Origin of the sequence: Patulibacter sp. NPDC049589 (assembly GCF_040675535.1) — a bacterium.
In the GTDB taxonomy this organism is placed as follows: Bacteria; Actinomycetota; Thermoleophilia; order Solirubrobacterales; family Solirubrobacteraceae; genus Patulibacter.
This window is the reverse complement of sequence record NZ_JBFAPC010000041.1, coordinates 19,967-37,509: the sequence shown is the minus strand read 5'-3', so window position 1 is coordinate 37,509 and position 17,543 is coordinate 19,967. Positions and strand designations below refer to the sequence as shown.

The following is a 17,543-nucleotide window of genomic DNA, read 5'->3' as shown; positions in this document are numbered from 1 at the left end:
GGCGACCGCCGCGTCGCCGTCCGCGGCCACCGCGTCCATGTCGCTGCCCGGCTGGCGCACGAGGCACGCCGCCGCGGCGAGCAGGCCGAACGGCGCCTGCGCGAGGAAGATCGCCCGCCAGTCGAAGACCTGGGTCAGCGCGCCGCCGAGTGCCGGCCCGATCGCCGTACCGAAGATCGCCGCGGCGACCCAGAGGCCGGCGGGGCGGTGGCGGGGCTCGCCGTCGCCCGGCTCGCCGGCGCCCGGGCCCCGCCGGTCGTCGCCCGGCCCCGCCCGCCGCGACAGCAGCTCGTACGCGGCGACGAGCCCGAAGCCGGCCCCGACGGCCTGCGCCCCGCGCGAGACCAGCAGCCCGGTCAGCCCGTCGGAGACCCCGCACATCACCGACGCGACGGAGAACAGCAGCATCCCGAGCGCGCCGACCGTCGCGCTGCCGAGCCACCGACGCGCGGGGACCGCGACGAGCACCACGCCGGCCAGGATCACCGTGTAGACCCCGATGACGGCGGCGAGGCCCTCGACGGTCGTGTCCAGCCGGTCGAGGATCTCCGGCAGCGCGAGCGTCACCACCGACGCGTCCGCGAGCGCGAGCGCGGCGCCCACGGCGATCGGCAGGCGCGCGACCGAGGCGAGGACGGAGGGTCGCGGTGCGGCCATCCGTGCAGTCTGACGGGCGCGCCGGGTGGTCGGCGACGGGCGGCCCGCTACGGTGCCCCCATGGGGAGCGAGCCGATCCTGCGGAGCGCGAACGGCGAGGAGTTCGACGCGCTCGTGGACGTCATGGACGTCGCCTTCCACGGCGACACCACACCCGAGAGGCGCGCGCGCATGCGCACCTGGATGGACCTCGACCGGATCCTCGTGGCGGAGGACGACGGCCGTCCCGTCGCGACGAGCGCGGCGTGGAGCTGGACCGTCAGCGTGCCCGGCGGCGAGCTCCCGATGGCGGCGGTGACGGCCGTCACGGTCCTGCCGACGCACCGCCGGCGCGGGCTGCTGCGGGCGATGATGGACCGGCTCGCCACCGAGGCCCGCGACCGCGGCGAGCCGCTCGCCGGCCTCTGGGCGTCGGAGGGCACGATCTACGGCCGCTTCGGCTACGGCCCGGCGGCCTCGGTCGCCGACCTCCGGGCGCCGCTCGCCGGTGGCCTGGCGCTGCCGGATCCCGACCCGGACGACCCGGTCGTCCGCCTGGTGCGCGCCGACGAGGCGCACCCGGAGATCGCTCCGATCCACGAGCGCGCCCGGTCCCGCCGGGGCGGCCTCGTGTCCCGCGGGGCCGCATGGTGGACGGGCCGCGTGCTCGCCGACCCGCCGGCCGAGCGCGGCGGCGCCCGGGCGCTGCGGGTCGCCGTCGCGGGCGACGACGGCTACGCGCTCTACCGGGTCCGCGAGGGTGCGGCGACCGGGCCGGTGGGCAACTGGACGACGGTGGAGGTCCAGGAGCTCGTGGCCGCGACCGCCGCGGCCGAGCGGGCGCTCCTGCGCTTCCTCTCCCGCATCGACCTGGCCGACGAGCTCGTCCTCCACGCCCGCCCGGTCGACGACGCGCTGACCCGCATCCCGGTCGACGTCCGTGCGCTCCTGCCGCAGGGGGCGGGCGACGCGCTCTGGCTGCGCGTCCTCGACGTCCCCGCCGCGGTCGCCGGCCGGGCGTGGGCGGCCCCGCTGGACCTCGTGCTCGACGTGGTGCACCCGGAGGACGACGTCGTCGCCGGGCGCTGGCGGGTGCAGGCCGGCCCCGACGGCGCGACCGCGCAGCGCACCGACGACCCGGCCGACCTGGTCCTCCCCGCCGCGGAGCTCGGCGCGCTCTACCTCGGCGGCGGGTCGGCGGTGGCCCTCGCCGACGCCGGCCGGATCGCCGAGCCGAGCCCGGGCTCGGCATCGGCACTGGACGCCGCGTTGCGGGTCGACCGCGCCCCGTGGACGGTCGGGGTCTTCTGATGTGTGGGCCTGGTTGTCAAGTGGCCGCGGGTGTTCAGGCCCCCTTCAGGCCGGTATGATCCGCCGACCCGCAGGGCTGTGGGGAGGAAGCCGGTGAGAAACCGGCGCGGTCGCGCCACTGTGACCGGACCGTCCAACGGTCCCGGGAGCCAGAGACTCCAAGCCCTGCCTCACCCCGCCGGGACGCGAGATCCCGAGAAGGACACATCGACATGGCCACACCAAGCACCGCCCTCGACACCAAGCAGCCGACCGCCGTCCCGGTCCCGGTCGTCTCGCTCAAGGGCCTCCTGCCGTACTGGATCTTCGCCGGCATCGTGCTGATGCTCGCGATCTACTTCGTCGGTGCCGAGGAGGGCGCGACGTCGATGATCTCCGGCATGGGCGTGCACGAGTTCGTGCACGACGCGCGCCACCTCCTCGGCTTCCCCTGCCACTAGCCGCAGCGGAGTCCTCTCCTCATGATGCGCACCCTGCTCGTGCGCGGGATGCTCGCCGGCCTCGTGGCCGGCGTTCTCGCGTTCCTCTGGGCCCACTTCGTCGGTGAGCCGCCCGTCCGCGCCGCGATCGCCGTCGAGGACGCCAACGCCGCCAAGGAGGCCGCGGCCTCCGGCATGAAGATGGCGGAGGAGGCCCCGCTCGTCACCCGCGACACCCAGGAGACCTGGGGCCTCGGCGTCGGCGTGATCGTCTTCTCGGTCGCCATCGGCGGCTTCCTCGCCATGGTCTTCGCCATCGCCTACGGCCGCGTCAGCGCGCTGCGGGCCCGCGGGACCGTCGCCGCGATCTGCGGCCTCGGCTTCCTCGCGATCGCCCTCGTCCCGCTGACGAAGTACCCGGCCAACCCGCCGGCCGTCGGCTCCGCCGACACGATCTCCGAGCGCACCGAGTGGTGGTTCGTCCTCGTCGTCATCGCGCTCGTCGCGGTCGTCGCCGCCGTCCGGCTCGGCCGGCAGCTCGCCGGCCGCTGGGGCACGGGCAACGCGACGTTCGCCGCCGGCCTGCTGTTCGTCGTCCTGATCGCGATCGCGCACCTGGCGCTGCCGAACGAGAACGAGGTCCAGGCCGGCTTCCCGCCGCAGATCCTCTGGGACTTCCGCCTGGCCAACCTCGGCACGCAGGCGATCCTCTGGGCCTCGCTGGCCTTCGGCTTCGGCATCGCGGCCGAGCACGCCATCGAGGGCAAGCCCGCCTGGTGGCGCCGCGACGTGGCGGAGAAGTCCTCCGCCGCGCCGACGGCCTGAGTCAGCCCCTCGCCGGCTCGTCCTCGATCCCGAGGGCGAGCCGCGCCAGCGCCCACGCCCGCCGGCGGTCCGCCTCGGCGACGTCGGGGCGCACGACCGCGCTCAGCATCAGCAGCTGGATCCGCACGTCCTCGGGCGTGAGGCCCGCGCGGACGATCCGGGCGTCCTGGGCCCGCGCCAGCGGCTCCCGGAACGCCCCGACGATGCGGGCGCGGCGCCGCAGGACCGCGTCGCCGAGCTCGCCGCGGGCCGGGAAGAGGTCGTAGAACGCGAGGTTGTCGGTCTGCACCCGCAGCGCCGCCCGGAAGAGCTCGGCGAACGACGCCGGCTCGTCCGGCAGCGCGTCCGCGGCCGCCTCGATCTGGCCGACGATCCCGTCCAGCAGCGCGTCGTGCAGGTGCTCCCGCGTGGGGAAGTGCCGGTAGAGCGTGGCCCGGCCGACCCCCGCGGAACGGGAGATGTCGTCGTAGGAGACGTCGAGCCCGCGCGCGGCGAAGAGGGCACGCGCGGCGGCCAGCAGCGCGTCGCGGTTGGCGACGGCGTCCGCGCGGCGGCGCGTGGGATGGTCGACGGAGCCCACGCACCCCAGGCTACGGATCCACGACGCGCTAGACTAAGTGAGACGCACTGTCCGTTTGTGCGATCGCCGCTGCCCGTGTCCGCTCCCTCGCTCCCCACCGTCCGCCCCGCGACCGCACCGGAGGCCGCCGCCGTCCCGCCCGGACCGGGCCCCGCGCGCCGGGCCCGTGGGTCGTGGGCGCGCGCGTGGCGCGACCTCGTCGTGGCGTCGGACCCGGGCCTCGGCCGGCTGACCTCCGCGGTCCAGCTGATGCTCGCCCTGACCGTGACGATCGCGGTCGTCCACGTGTTCATGCAGACGACCCACGTCCTCTGGGTCGACACGCCGACGGGCGCCGCGGCGACGCCGGAGGCCCTGGCGGCCGCCGCGGCCCAGCACCACGGGATCACCCTCCTGGCCACGCTGCTGGGCGGGCTGATCGCGATGATGAGCGTCTTCGCGGTGATGGACCGGGCGCCGCGCGAGCAGGCCGTGACGATGGTCCTGATGCCCGTGCCGATGCTCGCCACGATGGCGTTGTCGGTCGAGATGGTCCCGCACCGCACCGCCGGGATCGCGCTGCTGGCGATCGTCATCGGGGTCGGGACGTACGCGCGGAAGTTCATCCCGCGGTTCGGGCCGCGGGCGTTCCTCTACGGCGCGATGCTGTTCATCGGCTACATCTTCGGCTTCCTCAGCAACGGCGGGGTGGCCGAGGGCCAGATCGGCGGGATCGCGATCGTGCTGTGGCTGGCGGTGGCGATCAACTTCGTCCTCAAGGTCGCCGTCGACGGGCCGCTGGACCGCGGGCGCCTCGGCCGCATCGCGCGGGCCTTCCGGGCCCGCTGCCGCGGCGTCGCGTCCGCGGCCGCCGCGCTGCTGGCCGCCGACTCCCCCCGCGAGCGCGAGCGGGCGTCGCGGCTCCTGGACCGCCGCCTGACGCGGCTGAACGAGACCGCGCTCGTGATCGACGGCTCGATCGCCTCCCCGAACGGCCGGGACCTCGGCGCGGCGGCGTTCGACGCGCACGACGAGCTGTTCCGGCTCGAGCTCGTGGTCCAGAACCTCGGCCGCGCCGTCCAGCGCTTCGGCGCGTGCGGGCCGCTGCCCGAGCACCGCGCCGAGGTCCGCTCCTGGCTGGACGACCTCGCCGCCGGCGACCACGAGCGCGCGTCCGCCGCCGCCGCGGCGTTCCTCGAGCGCGAGGCGGGGCACCCCTCGCCGCTGCTCGAGGCCGTCCCCGACGAGATCGCCGACCGGCTGCACCACCTCGCCCGCCTGGTGACCGCCGCGTCCCGAGCGCTGGAGACGTGGCCGCGCCACCACGCCCCGACGTCGGCGGCGGCCGGCGGCGCCCCGTTCGAGTCGGCCGTGACCCTGATCTTCGGCGACCTCCCCGGGTCCGCCCTGGTCGGCGCGCAGGCCGCGGCGCCCCCCGAAGGGCGGCGCAGCGTCGCCCGGCGCCTGCGCCTGGACCCGCCGGCGCAGCTCGCCATCCGCGTGACGCTCGCGGTCGGGGCCGCCGCCGCGGTCGGGTCGATCCTCTCGGAGCGGCGCTTCTACTGGGCCGTCATCGCGGTCTTCATCGCGTTCATGGGCGCCAACACGTCCGGCGAGCAGATCACGAAGGGGATCAACCGCGTCATGGGCACCGTGCTGGGGATCCTCGTCGGCTCGGTCCTCGCGCACCTCGTCGGCCACAGCGGCTGGGCGGTCGTCGTCATCGTCGTCGCGCTGGGCTTCGGGATCTACGTGATGAAGGTCAGCTACGCCCTCTGGGTCGTCGGCATCACCGTCGCGGTCTCGCAGCTCTACGAGCAGCTCGGCGAGTACAGCAACCACCTGCTGGTGCTGCGCCTGGAGGAGACCGCCATCGGCGCCGTGATCGCGGCCGTCGCGGCGCTGGTGATCTTCCCGGTGAACACCCGGCGGGCGGCCACGTTCGCGGCCCGCGGGCACCTCGACGCGCTGGCGGACCTGCTCGACGGGCTCGGCGAGCGCGCGTCCGCCGCCGAGGGGACCGGCCGCGCGCCGGGCGCCGACGGGATGCGCCTGACGAGCGCCGCCCGGGCCCTGGACCACGCCGCCAACCAGCTCTTCGCGACCACCCGGCCGCTGCGGCTGACCCCGTTCCGCCGCGACCGCCTGGAGCACAACGCGGCGCTCTTCGCCCAGACGGCACACCAGGCGCGCAACCTCGTGTCCGCCCTCGACGCCGGCGCGGCGTCCGACCCGCGGGTGGCCGACGAGGTGCGCCGGGCGACGGAGACGCTCGCCGCGACGGTCCGCACCCTCTCCGTCGGCCTCGGCGGCGCCGAGCCGGTGGGCCGGCCGCGCCGGCTGGACGGCGAGCGGATCGCCGGGCTCGACCGGGCCCTCGCGGCGGAGGGCGTCCCGAGCGACGACCTGCCGCGCGTGCTGCTGCGGCGCATCGACCGCTTCGACGAGACGGTGGCGGAGCTGACGGACAACCTCACGAGCCGGCGGGCGGGCCGGTCCGGGGTGCCCGCGGTCGTGCCGGCGACCTGAGCCCGCGGGCCCGGTCGCCGCACCGCACGGGGCAGGGCACCCCGGCAGCCGGGGCGGCGAGTGCCGGAGCGCCCCGTCAGCGCCGGCCGGTGCCGCGCCCGGCCCGCCGTACAGATCCGCGCCGCGAACGTTCGCCCGCAGCACCGCCGTGGCGCCCCGTCGGGCTCGTAGGGTCGGACCATCCCCTGAAGTGATGGATGGTGCAGGCCGATGCGAACCAGGATCCTGGCAACGACGATCGGCGCGCTCGCGCTGATCGCGACCCCGCAGGCGTCGGCCTCGGCGCGGCCAACGGCCGAGCGCGCGGTGGAGGAGGTCCGCGCCGCCAAGCGCGGCGACGCGTCGGCCCCGAGCGTCGCCGTCGCAACGCGCAACCTCGCGCTCGCGGTCCCCGCGCTCCGCGGCAGCGAGCGCGCCGCGGCCGAGCGCCTGCTCGCCCGTCCGACGGATCCGGGCGGCGACGGCTACCTCGAGTACACGGACGCCGACCCCGAGGCGCCGCCGGCGTGTGGCCTGCGCTTCTGCATCCACTACGTCACCACCGGCGTGGACGCCCCGGACCTCACCGACGCCAAGGACGCCGCCGGCGATCCCGGCGCCAACGGCGTGCCCGACTTCATCGACCTCATGCTGCGGGAGTTCGAGTACGTCGGCCGCCGCGAGAACTCCCCGGCCCCGACCGGGCTCGGCTGGCCGGACCCGGTCCCCGACGGCACCGAGGGCGGCGACGACCGCTTCGACGTGTACGTGGGGGAGATCGCCGACGACGGCGTCTACGGCTACGCGAACTTCGAGCAGGCCGACGACCCGGACTCCAACTCGCTGCCGGCGTACATGGCGATGGACAACTCGTACTCCGAGGCCGAGTTCGGCTATCCCGACCCGCTGATCCCGCTCGACGTCACCGCCGCGCACGAGTACAACCACGTGCTCCAGGGCGCGATCGACGCGCGCTTCGACGTCTGGTTCGGCGAGGCGACCGCGACGTGGATGGAGGACCAGGTCTTCCCCGAGGGCGACGACTGGCAGCTCTACCTCGCGCGCTGGGGCAAGGACCCGCAGGTGCCGATCACGAGCTTCGACCTCGTGGACGACGACCCGACGAACATCCGCGTCTACGGCACCAGCATCTTCATGCACTGGCTGTCGGACCAGTACGGGCCCGCGGCCGTCCGCAACGCCTGGCTCGGGCTGCCGGACGCCACCCCGGCCGTCTACTCCCCGGGCGCGCTGGACGACGCCCTGGCCGTCGCGGGCGGCACGTCGACGAGCGACGCGTTCGGCCGCTTCGCCGCGGCGACCGCCGAGTGGCAGCTGCCGGCCTCCGGCATCCACGACGCCGGCCAGTTCGCCGCCCGCGTGCGCCGCGAGCCCGAGCAGCTGACGGACGGCAGCACGGTCTCCGCCCCGCTGGACCACCTCGGCTTCCGCCTCTACGACGTCTCGCCCGAGGGCGCGGGCGACGCGAAGCTCACACTGACGGCGCCGGCCGGGACCGCCGCGAGCGTCGCGCTCGTCGGCCGCCGAGGCCCGGACGCCACCGGCACGCTGGAGACCCGGCAGGTGCGCCTGCCGATCGGCGGCACGGCGACGGTGACGCTCCCGGACCCCGGCTCGTTCTCGCGCATCACGGCCGTCGTCGCGAACACCGACACGTCGGTCGACCCGGAGTCCCCGTTCGACGAGGACCACGGGATCTTCGACTGGCACTACGGCGGGGACGACGGCACGTTCACGGCGTCGCTGTCGACGGCGGCGACCCCCGCCGAGCCGACCCCGGTCACCCCGGCGCCCGTCGTCGTGGCGCCGCCGGCGACGACGGTGGTCACCCCGCCCGCCGCGGCCCCGGCCGCGCCCGCGCCGCCGCTGCCCGCGGCGAGCGGCCCGGACGCCGCCGCCGTCCGCAGTGCCGTCCGGGCCGCGCGCGACGCCGTGGTCGACGCGCTCGGCGACCGCCGCTTCGGCACCCTTCGCTCCCGGGCGCGGACGTTCGCGTTCGACGCCCCGGTGGCCGGTCGCCTGACGGTCACCGTCGCCGCGGGCGGGCGGACGCTGGCCCGGGGCGCGACGAGCACGACCCGCGCCCGGCTCCTCCGCGGGCGGGTGGCGCTGACGGCGACCGGTGTCCAGGCGCTCCGCGCCGACCGCCGGATCCGCGCCACCGCGACGGTCCGCTTCGTCCCGCGCACCGGCCCGGCCGTGACCGTGACCCGGCGGGTGACGCTGACGCGCTGAGCGTCCGCGCCACGGGGGCGGCGATCGCCACTCCCGCTCTGGACCGCGGGCCGGTCCCGGGTGCGCAGGACGCCGGTACCGTCGGCCGTCGTGACGCCGCAACCACCCCGCGACCCCGCGCCGAGCACGCCGCGCGGGCACGTGATCGTCTGCGGCACCGACGACGTCGCGCTGCGCACCGTCGAGCAGCTACGCGGCATCGGGGTGGAAGTCGTCGTGGTCGACGAGCACAGCCCCGAGGCCACGCGCACCGCGCTGGACCGGCTGGGCGTCCGGTGGCAGCAGCGGGGCGAGGACGTCGCCGCGGCGCTGTGGGCGGCGGGGCTCGAGCACGCCCGCGCCGTCATCTGCACGGAGGACAGCGATCTCCACACCCTCGGGACGGCCCTGCTGGTCCGCGACCTGCGGCCCGACGTGCGGGTCGTCGTCCACCTCGACAACCCGGCCGTGGGCCGCGCGCTGGAGGACGCGACCGGGCGCGGCAGCGTCGTCGACGTCGCCGGGCTCTTCGCGCCGACGGTGGTCGAGGGCTGCCTCGGGCGCCGCGGGCACGAGCTCGACTTCGACGGCGAGCGGTTCCTCGCCGTCGAGACCGATCCGCCGCGGCCCGGCACGCTCCGCGAGCTCTACGGCGACCTCGCGCCGATCGGCGTCGAGCGCCCGGACGGGGAGCTCGTGGTCGGCCCCGGCCGTGACGTGGCGGTGGCGCCGGGCGACCGCGTGACGCTGATCGGCTCGCGCGACGAGCTGCGCGCCGCCGGCGTCATCGCGCGCGTCACCGCCGGCGACCGGGCCGAGGTCGCCGCCCGGCGGGTCCGCGCGCGGCTCGGCGCCGTCGTCCGGCTCGCCGGCCGCTACACGGACGGCGCCGTCCGTCGGCTGCTCCTGGCCGGCGCGGTCCTGCTGCTCGTCCTCGCCGCGATCCTGCACCTCGTCTACCGGACCGAGCTCGGGGGTCACCCGTCGTTCCTCGAGGGCGTGTACTTCGCGCTGGAGACGTCGGCGACGGTCGGCTACGGCGACTTCTCGTTCGCGGCCCAGCGCCCCAGCGTGCAGGTCCTGGGGATCGGCATGATCGCGGTCGGCACCACGCTGGTCAGCCTGCTCTTCGCGATGGTCACGAACGTCCTGGTGTCCCGCCGGATCGAGCAGTCGCTCGGGCGCGCGGCGGTCCGCGGCGTCCGCGGGCACGTCGTGATCATCGGGATGGGGGCGGTCGGGATGCGGGTCCTCGAGGGACTCTTGGAGCGCGAGGTCGACGTCGTCGTGATCGAGCGCGACCCCGACCACCCGGAGCTGCAGGAGGCCCGCCGCCTGGGCGCGTCGGTCGTCAACGGCGACGCCACGCACGGCCGCACCCTCCAGGCCGCCGCGCTCGACGACGCCTCCGCCGTGGCGGTGCTGACCAGCGACGACCTGACGAACATCGAGGCCGGCCTGGCCGTGCGCGACCGCCTGCGCACCCAGGGCCGCGAGGACGTGCCCGTGGTCCTGCGCGTCGCCGACATCGCGCTCGGCGCCCGGCTGCAGCGGACGTTCCGCTTCCGCCAGGTGTGGTCGACGGCGACGTTCGCCGCCCCGTGGTTCGTGGGGGCCGCGCTCGGGCTGCGGGTGCTGTCCACGTTCTACGTCGGCGGCACGCCGTTCCTCCTGACCCGCATCCGGATCGCGGACGACGACGCGTTCGCGGGCCGCGAGATGCGCGACCTCGTCAGCCGCTCCCGGGTGATCGCGCTGCGCCACCCCGAGGATCCGTCGGTGCTCGAGCGCCCGCGGCGCGGGACGTCGTTCCGGGCGGGCGACGAGGCCTACGTCGTCGGCCCGCCCGACGAGCTCCTGCGGTTCATGCGCTCCCAGCAGCGGGGGGCGGGCGGGGCGGAGGCGGGCTGAGCCACGGTGGCCGGCCGTCCCGGGTCGCCGGGCGGTCCCCCGGGGCGGTGAGGTCGAGGCGCGTCGGGTCGCGGGACGGGAGGACCCGCCGGTCAGCCCGCCGGGCGCCCGGCCACCAGCATCGTCGTCGTCCCCGCGAAGACCTGGACGTCGTCCTGGTTGCGCAGCGCGAAGCTCCAGCGGACGGCACCGCCGGTCCGGGGCCGTCGTTCCGTCCGTGAGCGGTCGTAGGTTCACCGGGCCCTCCCCACAGAGGGTGCGCAGGAACCAGCGAAGTCCGGTCCATCCCGGCACTGTCCCGCAGCGGTAACGCCCTCCCGACCACCTCACGGTGCCGGCGGGGGACGAGTCCGATCGCCTGGCCCTGTGCCGCAGAACGCCCTCGGAAGAAGGGCGGCCGCGGACGACGCCCCGACCCTCACCGGCCGGGGCGCGACCAGGTCTCCCCTCCTCCGACCGACCCCGGAGGACCGCATGCAGGAGACCTACACGATCGGCGACCGATCGTTCGTGCTGGACCAGGCCAAGGCCGAGGCCGCCCTGGCCGCCAAGCGCGTGGTCGGCGGCCGGGAGACGATGACCTTCAACCTCGCGCCGCTGCGCTACGGCTGGGCGTACGAGCTGTACCGCACGATGAAGGCCAACCACTGGGAGCCCGAGGACGTCCCGATGGGGCGCGACGTCGAGCAGTGGCGAGAGAGCGGATCGAATGCGGTCCTCTCCGACGTCGACCGCTGGATCGTGCGGATGGCCGTCGGCTACTTCTCCGCCGCCGAGGGGATCGTCGGCGACAACGTCATCCACGTCGTCCGCGAGCTCGTCACGGCGTCGGAGCTGAAGCTCGTCCTCGGCCGCCACGCGCACGAGGAGAACATCCACGCCGACTCGCTGCTCTACATGCTCTCGACGCTCGGGATCGACCCGCACGAGTGCGAGGCGATGTTCACCGACATCCCGTCGATCCGCGCCAAGAACGCGTTCGTCACCGGCGCGTCGCAGGCCATGCGCCGCGACCTCGACATGACGCGGACGGACCACAAGCAGGAGCTCGCGAAGAACGTCTTCCTCTTCGGCCAGTGCATGGAGGGGACCCAGTTCTACGGGCTCTTCGGCATGATCCTCGCGCTCTACCGCCAGGGGAAGCTGCCCGGGATCGGCACGATGTTCCGCTACACGCTGCGGGACGAGAGCAACCACATCGAGCTCTTCCGCAGGCTGCTGCTGGAGCTCGTCGCCGAGAACCCCGACGTCTGGACCGACGCGTTCCAGGAGGAGCTGCGCGACCTGATGCGCGAGGCCGTCCTGCTCGAGAAGCGCTTCATCGCCGACTGCCTGCCGGTCGCCGCCGTCGGCCTGTCGCTGCACGAGTTCTCGGGCTACGTCGACTACATCGCCGACCGCCGCCTGACCGGCTGCGGCCTGCGCCCGCTGCACGACGACACCGTCCCCAACCCGCTGCCCTGGCTGGCCGAGCTGATGGACGTCCGCAAGGAGCAGAACTTCTTCGAGGGCCGCGTCACCGAGTACCAGAAGAGCTCGTCCCTGGCCGCCGTCGCCGACGACGAGCTCTAGGCCCACACCCCTTCGCAACACCTGGTGGGCTCCGGCCCGCCGCACCGGGACCGGCGCTCCGCCCGCCGTCGACCCCGGACACCGACACCCCGCCCCGCCAGACCAAGGACCCACCAGTGCTGATCGACTTCGACGAGATCCTCCGCGACCTGGAGCTCAAGCGCGCCGCCGCGCTCCCCGCCGCCGACCGGCCGCGGATCGACCTGGCCGCCGCGCTCCACGGCCTGCCCGAGCCGTCCGTGCGCGTGCGCCGGCCCGACGGGTCCGGCGACGAGGCCCTGAGCACCGCGCGGATCGGGGGCCTGGCCGCCGACGCGCTCGTGACGCTCGCCCTGGCCGCGGGCACGACCGCCGACGTCGACCGGCCGGCGGCCCGCACGCTCGTCCGCCGCGTCACCGCCGACGTCCTGGACCGCCTGGCCGCGCTCTCGCCGGCGGCGCGCGACGCGGGGGAGGAGCGCGCGATCGACCTGCTGGCCCCGGCCCCTGCCGGCGCGCCCACCGTCGTCGGCCCCGCGGACCCGTCGATCCTCGTCGAGGCCGCCTTCATCGGCGCCGGGGCGTACGACGCCGCGAAGGCGCTCGTGATCGGCCGGGCGGCGGCGCCGGGCCGGGTCTCGGGCGCCGGTTCGGACACCACTTCTCGGACCGATGGCCCCGGTAGGACGGTCGGCCTCGCGGATGCCGGCGGTTCCGGCCGTCCGGACGGCCCGGCGGGCGGCGCGGCGCCGGATCGCGGCGCGGCCGACGTCGGCGATGCCCGGCCCGCCGGGGGCGCGAGCTCGACCGCCGCCGGTCGCGAGGTCGGGCTGCGCCTGATCCGCCGCTCCGGCGACGTCGTCGCCTGGGACGCCGCGAAGATCGAGGACGCGGTCCGCCGCGCGTTCCTGTCCCTGCACGCCGATCCGGCGCCGGCGACCACGATCGCCGCGCGCGTCAGCGAGCGCGCCGCCGGCCTCGGCCTCGCGTACGTCCCGATCGAGACGGTCCAGGACGTCGTGCAGGAGGAGCTCGTCCTCGCCGGCCAGATGCGGGTCGCGGAGCGCTTCATCGTCTACCGCGCCGAGCGCGCGATCCTGCGCGCCCGCGGCGAGCTCGGCACCCCGGACGCCGGCGGGCAGCTCGCGGCGCTCTCCGTCGTCGAGGACGACGGCTCGGAGTCGTTCTGGGACGGCCACGACCTCACCGAGCGCATCCGCTTCGCGGCGATCGGCCTGAACCTCGACCTCGACCACCATCAACTCGACGTCGAGCTTCGCCGCTCGGTGACCGCCGGGATCTCGCGGGCGGATCTGCGTCGCCTGGTGGTCCTGAACGCGAAGTCTCTCGTCGAGCGTGACTCCGACCTGTCGCGCTTCGCGGCCCGGATCCTCCTGACCTACGTCTACGAGGAGACGCTCGACTGGCGGATCGACCGCGAGGGGGTCGCCGGGCTGCAGGCCGCGCACGCCCGGGCCCTCCGACCCGCGCTGCAGCATGGCGTCGCCATCGGACGGATCAGCCCGGCGCTCTTGGACTACGACCTGGACCGCCTGGCGGCCAAGCTCGACCCCACCGCGGACCTCGACTTCGACTTCCTCGGCATCCAGACGCTGTTCGACCGCTACCTCACGGTCGACAAGACGGGCGAGCGCCCGCGCCGCATCGAGGCGCCGCAGCTCTTCTGGATGCGCGTGGCGATGGGCGTCTGCCTGGCGGAGCAGGAGGACGAGCGCGTGGACCGGGCCCTCGCCCTCTACGGGATCTACAAGGACCGCCGCTTCTGCTCCTCGACGCCGACGCTGTTCAACGCCGGGACGCCCCACTCCCAGCTGAGCTCCTGCTACCTCTACACCGTGCAGGACACGCTGGAGTCGATCGTCCAGCGCGGCATCGCCGACAACGCGATGTGCTCGAAGTGGGCCGGCGGACTGGGCGGCTCGTGGACCCAGGTCCGCGGCACCGGGTCGTTCATCAACGGCACCAACGGCGAGTCGCAGGGCGTCGTCCCGTTCCTGAAGCTCCACAACGACCAGCTCGTCGCCGTCAACCAGGGCGGCAAGCGCGCCGGATCGGGCTGCGCGTACCTCGAGGTCTGGCACAACGACATCCGCGACTTCCTCGAGCTGCGCAAGAACACCGGCGACGAGCGCCGGCGCACACACGACATGAACACGGCGTCGTGGATCCCGGACCTCTTCATGAAGCGCGTCGAGGCGCGCGAGACCTGGACGCTCTTCCGCTCGTCCGACGTGCCGGACCTGCACGAGCACTACGGGCAGGCGTTCGAGGCCCGCTACCTGGCGCACGAGGAGCGTGCGAAGCGCGGCGAGATCCACGGCGAGTCGATCCCGGCGATCGAGCTGTGGAAGCTCATGCTCAAGGCGCTGTTCGAGACCGGGCACCCCTGGATCACGTTCAAGGACCCGTGCAACGTCCGCTCGCCGCAGGACCACGCGGGCGTCGTGCACTCGTCGAACCTCTGCACCGAGATCACGCTGAACACGTCCGTCGAGGAGACGGCGGTCTGCAACCTCGGCTCGATCGTCATCGACCAGCACCTGACGGCCGACGGCGAGATCGACCACGAGAAGCTGCGCGAGACGGTGCGGATCGCGGTGCGCGCGCTCGACGACGTGATCGACGTGAACTTCTACCCGACCGCCGCGGCGCGGACGGCGAACGACCGCCACCGCCCCGTCGGGCTCGGCGTGATGGGCCTGCAGTACGCGCTCTACCGGAAGGGCATCGCGTTCGGCTCCGACGCGGCGGTCGAGTTCAGCGACGAGATGATGGAGGCCATCGCGTTCCACGCCTACGAGGCGTCCAGCGACCTGGCCGCCGAGCGCGGCACCTACCAGAGCTACGCCGGCTCGAAGTGGGACCGCGGCCTGCTGCCCCAGGACACGGTCGACCTGCTCGAGCAGGAGCGCGGCCTCGAGATCCCCGTCCCCCGCGGCGGCCGGCTCGACTGGACCCCGGTGCGCGAGAAGATCGCCCGTCAGGGGATGCGCAACTCCAACGTGCTGGCGATCGCCCCGACGGCGACGATCGCCAACATCGTCGGCACGTCGCCGTGCATCGAGCCGATGTACAAGAACCTCTTCGCGAAGTCGAACCTCTCGGGCGACTTCACGATCCTCAACCCGTACCTCGTGCGCGACCTGAAGGCCGCGGGGCTGTGGACCGAGGAGGTCGCCGGGCGGATCAAGTTCCACGACGGCGACCTGACCGAGGTCCCGGTCATCCCGGCGGAGATCGTCGAGCGCTACCGCACGGCCTTCCAGATCCCGACGGAGTACCTGATCGACGCCGCCGCGCGCCGGCAGAAGTGGATCGACCAGTCGCAGTCGCTGAACCTCTTCCTCGCGTCGCCGGACATGAAGGCGATGAGCCACATGTACCGCCGCGCCTGGCGGATGGGTCTGAAGACGACGTACTACTTGCGCACGCTGGGGGCCTCGTCGATCGAGAAGTCCTCGGTGGTGGCGGCGGCGGACGCGACGCCGCCCGTCGCGGTGGAGGCTCCGGTCGCGGCCGTGGCGGCGGCACCGGCCTCCGGGCCCGTCGCGGGCCCGGACTCCCCGGCCTTCCCGGGGGTCCCGCGGTTCGACACGTCCGGCGTCGCCGCCGCGTCCGCACCGACGACGGACCCGGTCGAGGACGCCGGGGCGGACATCCGTCTGGACCCGGCGGCCTGCTCGATCGAGGCCATGCTGGGCGGCGGGGAGTGCGAGGCCTGCCAGTAGCGGGGTCGCGACCGCGTCGGCCCGGGTGGCCGGCGCGGCGGTGCGCCCGCTGAGCTTGCGGGTCTCGGTGCCGGGGCCCCGCCCTGCCGCTCAGCGCGGGACCGGTGTCTCCAGCATCTCGAGGCCGGCCGAGGCGACCTCGCCCTCCTCGACCTCGCGGCGACGCAGGGCCTTCGAGGGGCGGACGTGGTCGGCGGTGGCGGGGCCGGCGAGCCACCAGGCGACGCTCGCGGCGAACGCGGCCAGGGCGGTCGCGACGAGGAACGTGGCGCGGTAGGCGTCCAGGTCCGGCGTGGCGGACGCGCCGCCGCCGGAGAAGGCGCGCAGGAGCGTCACGGCCAGGCCGCTGCCGATCGAGAAGCCCACGTAGCGGGACACCTGGTAGAGGCTCATCGCGCTGCTGGTCTCGTCCGTCGCCACCGCGCGGACGATCAGGCCGGGCATCGCGGAGAACGTGAAGCCCACGCCGACGCCGAAGATCGCCATGGTCACGAAGGCGGTCCAGAGCTCGGTCGCGCCGCCGACCGCGAAGAACAGGGTCGCCACGCCGATGGCGACGCAGCCGATCGGGATCGTGATCCGCGTGCCCATCCGCTCCTGGACGACGGGGACGAGGCGGCTCGCCAGGAAGCTCGTCGCCGAGAACGGCAGCAGGACGAGGCCGGAGACGAAGACCGTCTCGCCCATCCCCTCGGGGAGCTGGACGACCTGGGTCATCAGGCTGATGCCGAGGTACATCGACAGGCCGATCAGCAGCCCGGAGACGTTCGCCGTCAGGACGGCCCGGTGGCGCAGGAGCCGCAGGTCGACGAGCGGGTCGTGGGTGCGCAGCTCGTGCCAGCGCCACACGGCGAAGGCGACGACGGCGACGACGAGGCAGCCGACCGTGGAGCCCGAGCCCCAGCCCCAGTCCGCACCCTTCTCGAGCGCGATCAGCAGGGTCACGAGCCCGATCGCGACGAGCACGGCGCCGATCACGTCGATGCGGCCCTGCGTCTTGGCGTGGCGGGTGCTGGGGACGACGACCAGGGCGAGCAGGAAGGCGCTGCCGCTCATGATCGCGCCGAACCAGAACGCGGCGGAGACGTCGAGCGCGTTGGCGATCAGCCCGGTCAGCGGGTAGCCGAGTCCGACGCCGACGGCGGCGATCACCGAGAGCGCGGCGATGACGCCCGGCGCGTTGTCCTTGTCGAGCTTGTCGCGCGCCGCGGCCATCGTCAGCGGCATCAGCGCCAGGCCCATGCCCTGCATCGCCCGGCCGGCGACCAGGACCGGCAACGATCCCGCGAGCGCGGCGAGCGCGCCGCCGCCGGCGACGCACGCGAGACAGAAGAGCAGGACCTCGCGGCGCCACGGCCCGTCGCCGAGCCGGCCGACGACCGGGGTCGCAACCGCGCCGACGAGCATCGTCGCCGTCAGCGACCACTGGGCGCTGCCGAGACTCGTGTGGAGGTCGTTCGCGATCGTCGGGATCAGCGGCGCACCGAGGCTGCTGATGATCGACACGACGGTGCCGATGAAGAGCAGCCCGGGGACGAACGCACGATCTCGAAGGACACCAGGCATGAAACTGATTATAGGGACTAACCATGTATTTGTCGTGCGGCGGTCCCACACGCGGGGCGGACGCGCCGCGAACGGTGGCCACGACCGGGACGTCGAGAGTGCGTTCCTCCTTCCCTGAGGGGAAGAACCGCACCGTCGACCGCGGACGCCGCGGTTCTGGCACCCGGGGACACGGTCCCTCGCTGGAACCGGCGACCCCGCCCCCGGGGGCCCCGGGCGGGACCGCGTCGCGCGCCACCCGCCCGCCCCGGCCCCACGGGACCCGCCCGGCCC

Annotated in this window: 11 protein-coding genes and 1 riboswitch; of the genes, 8 read left to right on the top strand and 3 right to left on the bottom strand. The window is 74.7% G+C overall.

Annotation, left to right across the window (positions count from 1 at the left end; genetic code table 11):
- Positions 1-657: MFS transporter (locus AB0L40_RS10170; protein ID WP_364353050.1), on the bottom strand; the 657-nt coding region annotated here is incomplete at its 3' end.
- A gap of 60 nt (positions 658-717) precedes the next feature.
- On the opposite strand from AB0L40_RS10170, the gene AB0L40_RS10165 reads away from it, so the two are divergent.
- The 3 genes from AB0L40_RS10165 (at position 718) to AB0L40_RS10155 (ending at position 3,191) form a co-directional block, all read left to right on the top strand.
- Entirely contained in the window at positions 718-1,947 is a 1,230-nt protein-coding gene (locus AB0L40_RS10165) for a GNAT family N-acetyltransferase (protein ID WP_364353047.1), read from the top strand.
- A gap of 83 nt (positions 1,948-2,030) precedes the next feature.
- Positions 2,031-2,106: riboswitch (cobalamin riboswitch) on the top strand.
- Between the two features lie 53 nt (positions 2,107-2,159).
- Positions 2,160-2,387 (top strand): CbtB-domain containing protein, encoded by a 228-nt coding sequence (locus AB0L40_RS10160; protein WP_364353044.1) that lies wholly within the window; start codon positions 2,160-2,162, stop codon positions 2,385-2,387.
- A 24-nt stretch (positions 2,388-2,411) separates the two neighbouring features.
- Positions 2,412-3,191, top strand: coding sequence for a CbtA family protein (locus tag AB0L40_RS10155; protein ID WP_364353041.1), 780 nt, complete (start codon positions 2,412-2,414; stop codon positions 3,189-3,191).
- Position 3,192: 1 nt separating this feature from the next.
- On the opposite strand, the gene AB0L40_RS10150 is transcribed toward AB0L40_RS10155, so the two are convergent.
- A complete protein-coding gene (locus AB0L40_RS10150; protein WP_364353038.1) occupies positions 3,193-3,771 on the bottom strand; it encodes a TetR/AcrR family transcriptional regulator in 579 nt (192 codons plus the stop codon).
- Between the two features lie 75 nt (positions 3,772-3,846).
- Between AB0L40_RS10150 and AB0L40_RS10145 the strand changes: the two genes are divergently transcribed.
- From AB0L40_RS10145 to AB0L40_RS10125, 5 genes are all read left to right on the top strand, one after another.
- A complete protein-coding gene (locus AB0L40_RS10145) occupies positions 3,847-6,279 on the top strand; it encodes an FUSC family protein (protein ID WP_364353035.1) in 2,433 nt (810 codons plus the stop codon).
- Between the two features lie 210 nt (positions 6,280-6,489).
- The gene (locus AB0L40_RS10140) at positions 6,490-8,514 is read left to right on the top strand and encodes an MXAN_6640 family putative metalloprotease (protein ID WP_364353032.1); all 2,025 of its coding nucleotides are present in this window, start codon (positions 6,490-6,492) and stop codon (positions 8,512-8,514) included.
- Positions 8,515-8,604: 90 nt separating this feature from the next.
- Entirely contained in the window at positions 8,605-10,404 is a 1,800-nt protein-coding gene (locus AB0L40_RS10135) for an NAD-binding protein (protein WP_364353029.1), read from the top strand.
- A gap of 474 nt (positions 10,405-10,878) precedes the next feature.
- Positions 10,879-11,976 (top strand): ribonucleotide-diphosphate reductase subunit beta, encoded by a 1,098-nt coding sequence (locus AB0L40_RS10130; RefSeq protein ID WP_364353026.1) that lies wholly within the window; start codon positions 10,879-10,881, stop codon positions 11,974-11,976.
- 116 nt (positions 11,977-12,092) lie between these two features.
- The gene (locus tag AB0L40_RS10125; RefSeq protein WP_364353023.1) at positions 12,093-15,704 is read left to right on the top strand and encodes a ribonucleoside-diphosphate reductase subunit alpha; all 3,612 of its coding nucleotides are present in this window, start codon (positions 12,093-12,095) and stop codon (positions 15,702-15,704) included.
- Between the two features lie 90 nt (positions 15,705-15,794).
- Here AB0L40_RS10125 and AB0L40_RS10120 read toward each other — a convergent pair whose 3' ends face one another.
- Positions 15,795-17,270 carry an MFS transporter gene (locus AB0L40_RS10120; RefSeq protein ID WP_364353020.1) on the bottom strand — a complete coding sequence of 492 codons (1,476 nt, stop codon included), beginning with the start codon at positions 17,268-17,270 and terminating at the stop codon, positions 15,795-15,797.
- Between the last annotated feature and the right edge of the window lie 273 nt (positions 17,271-17,543).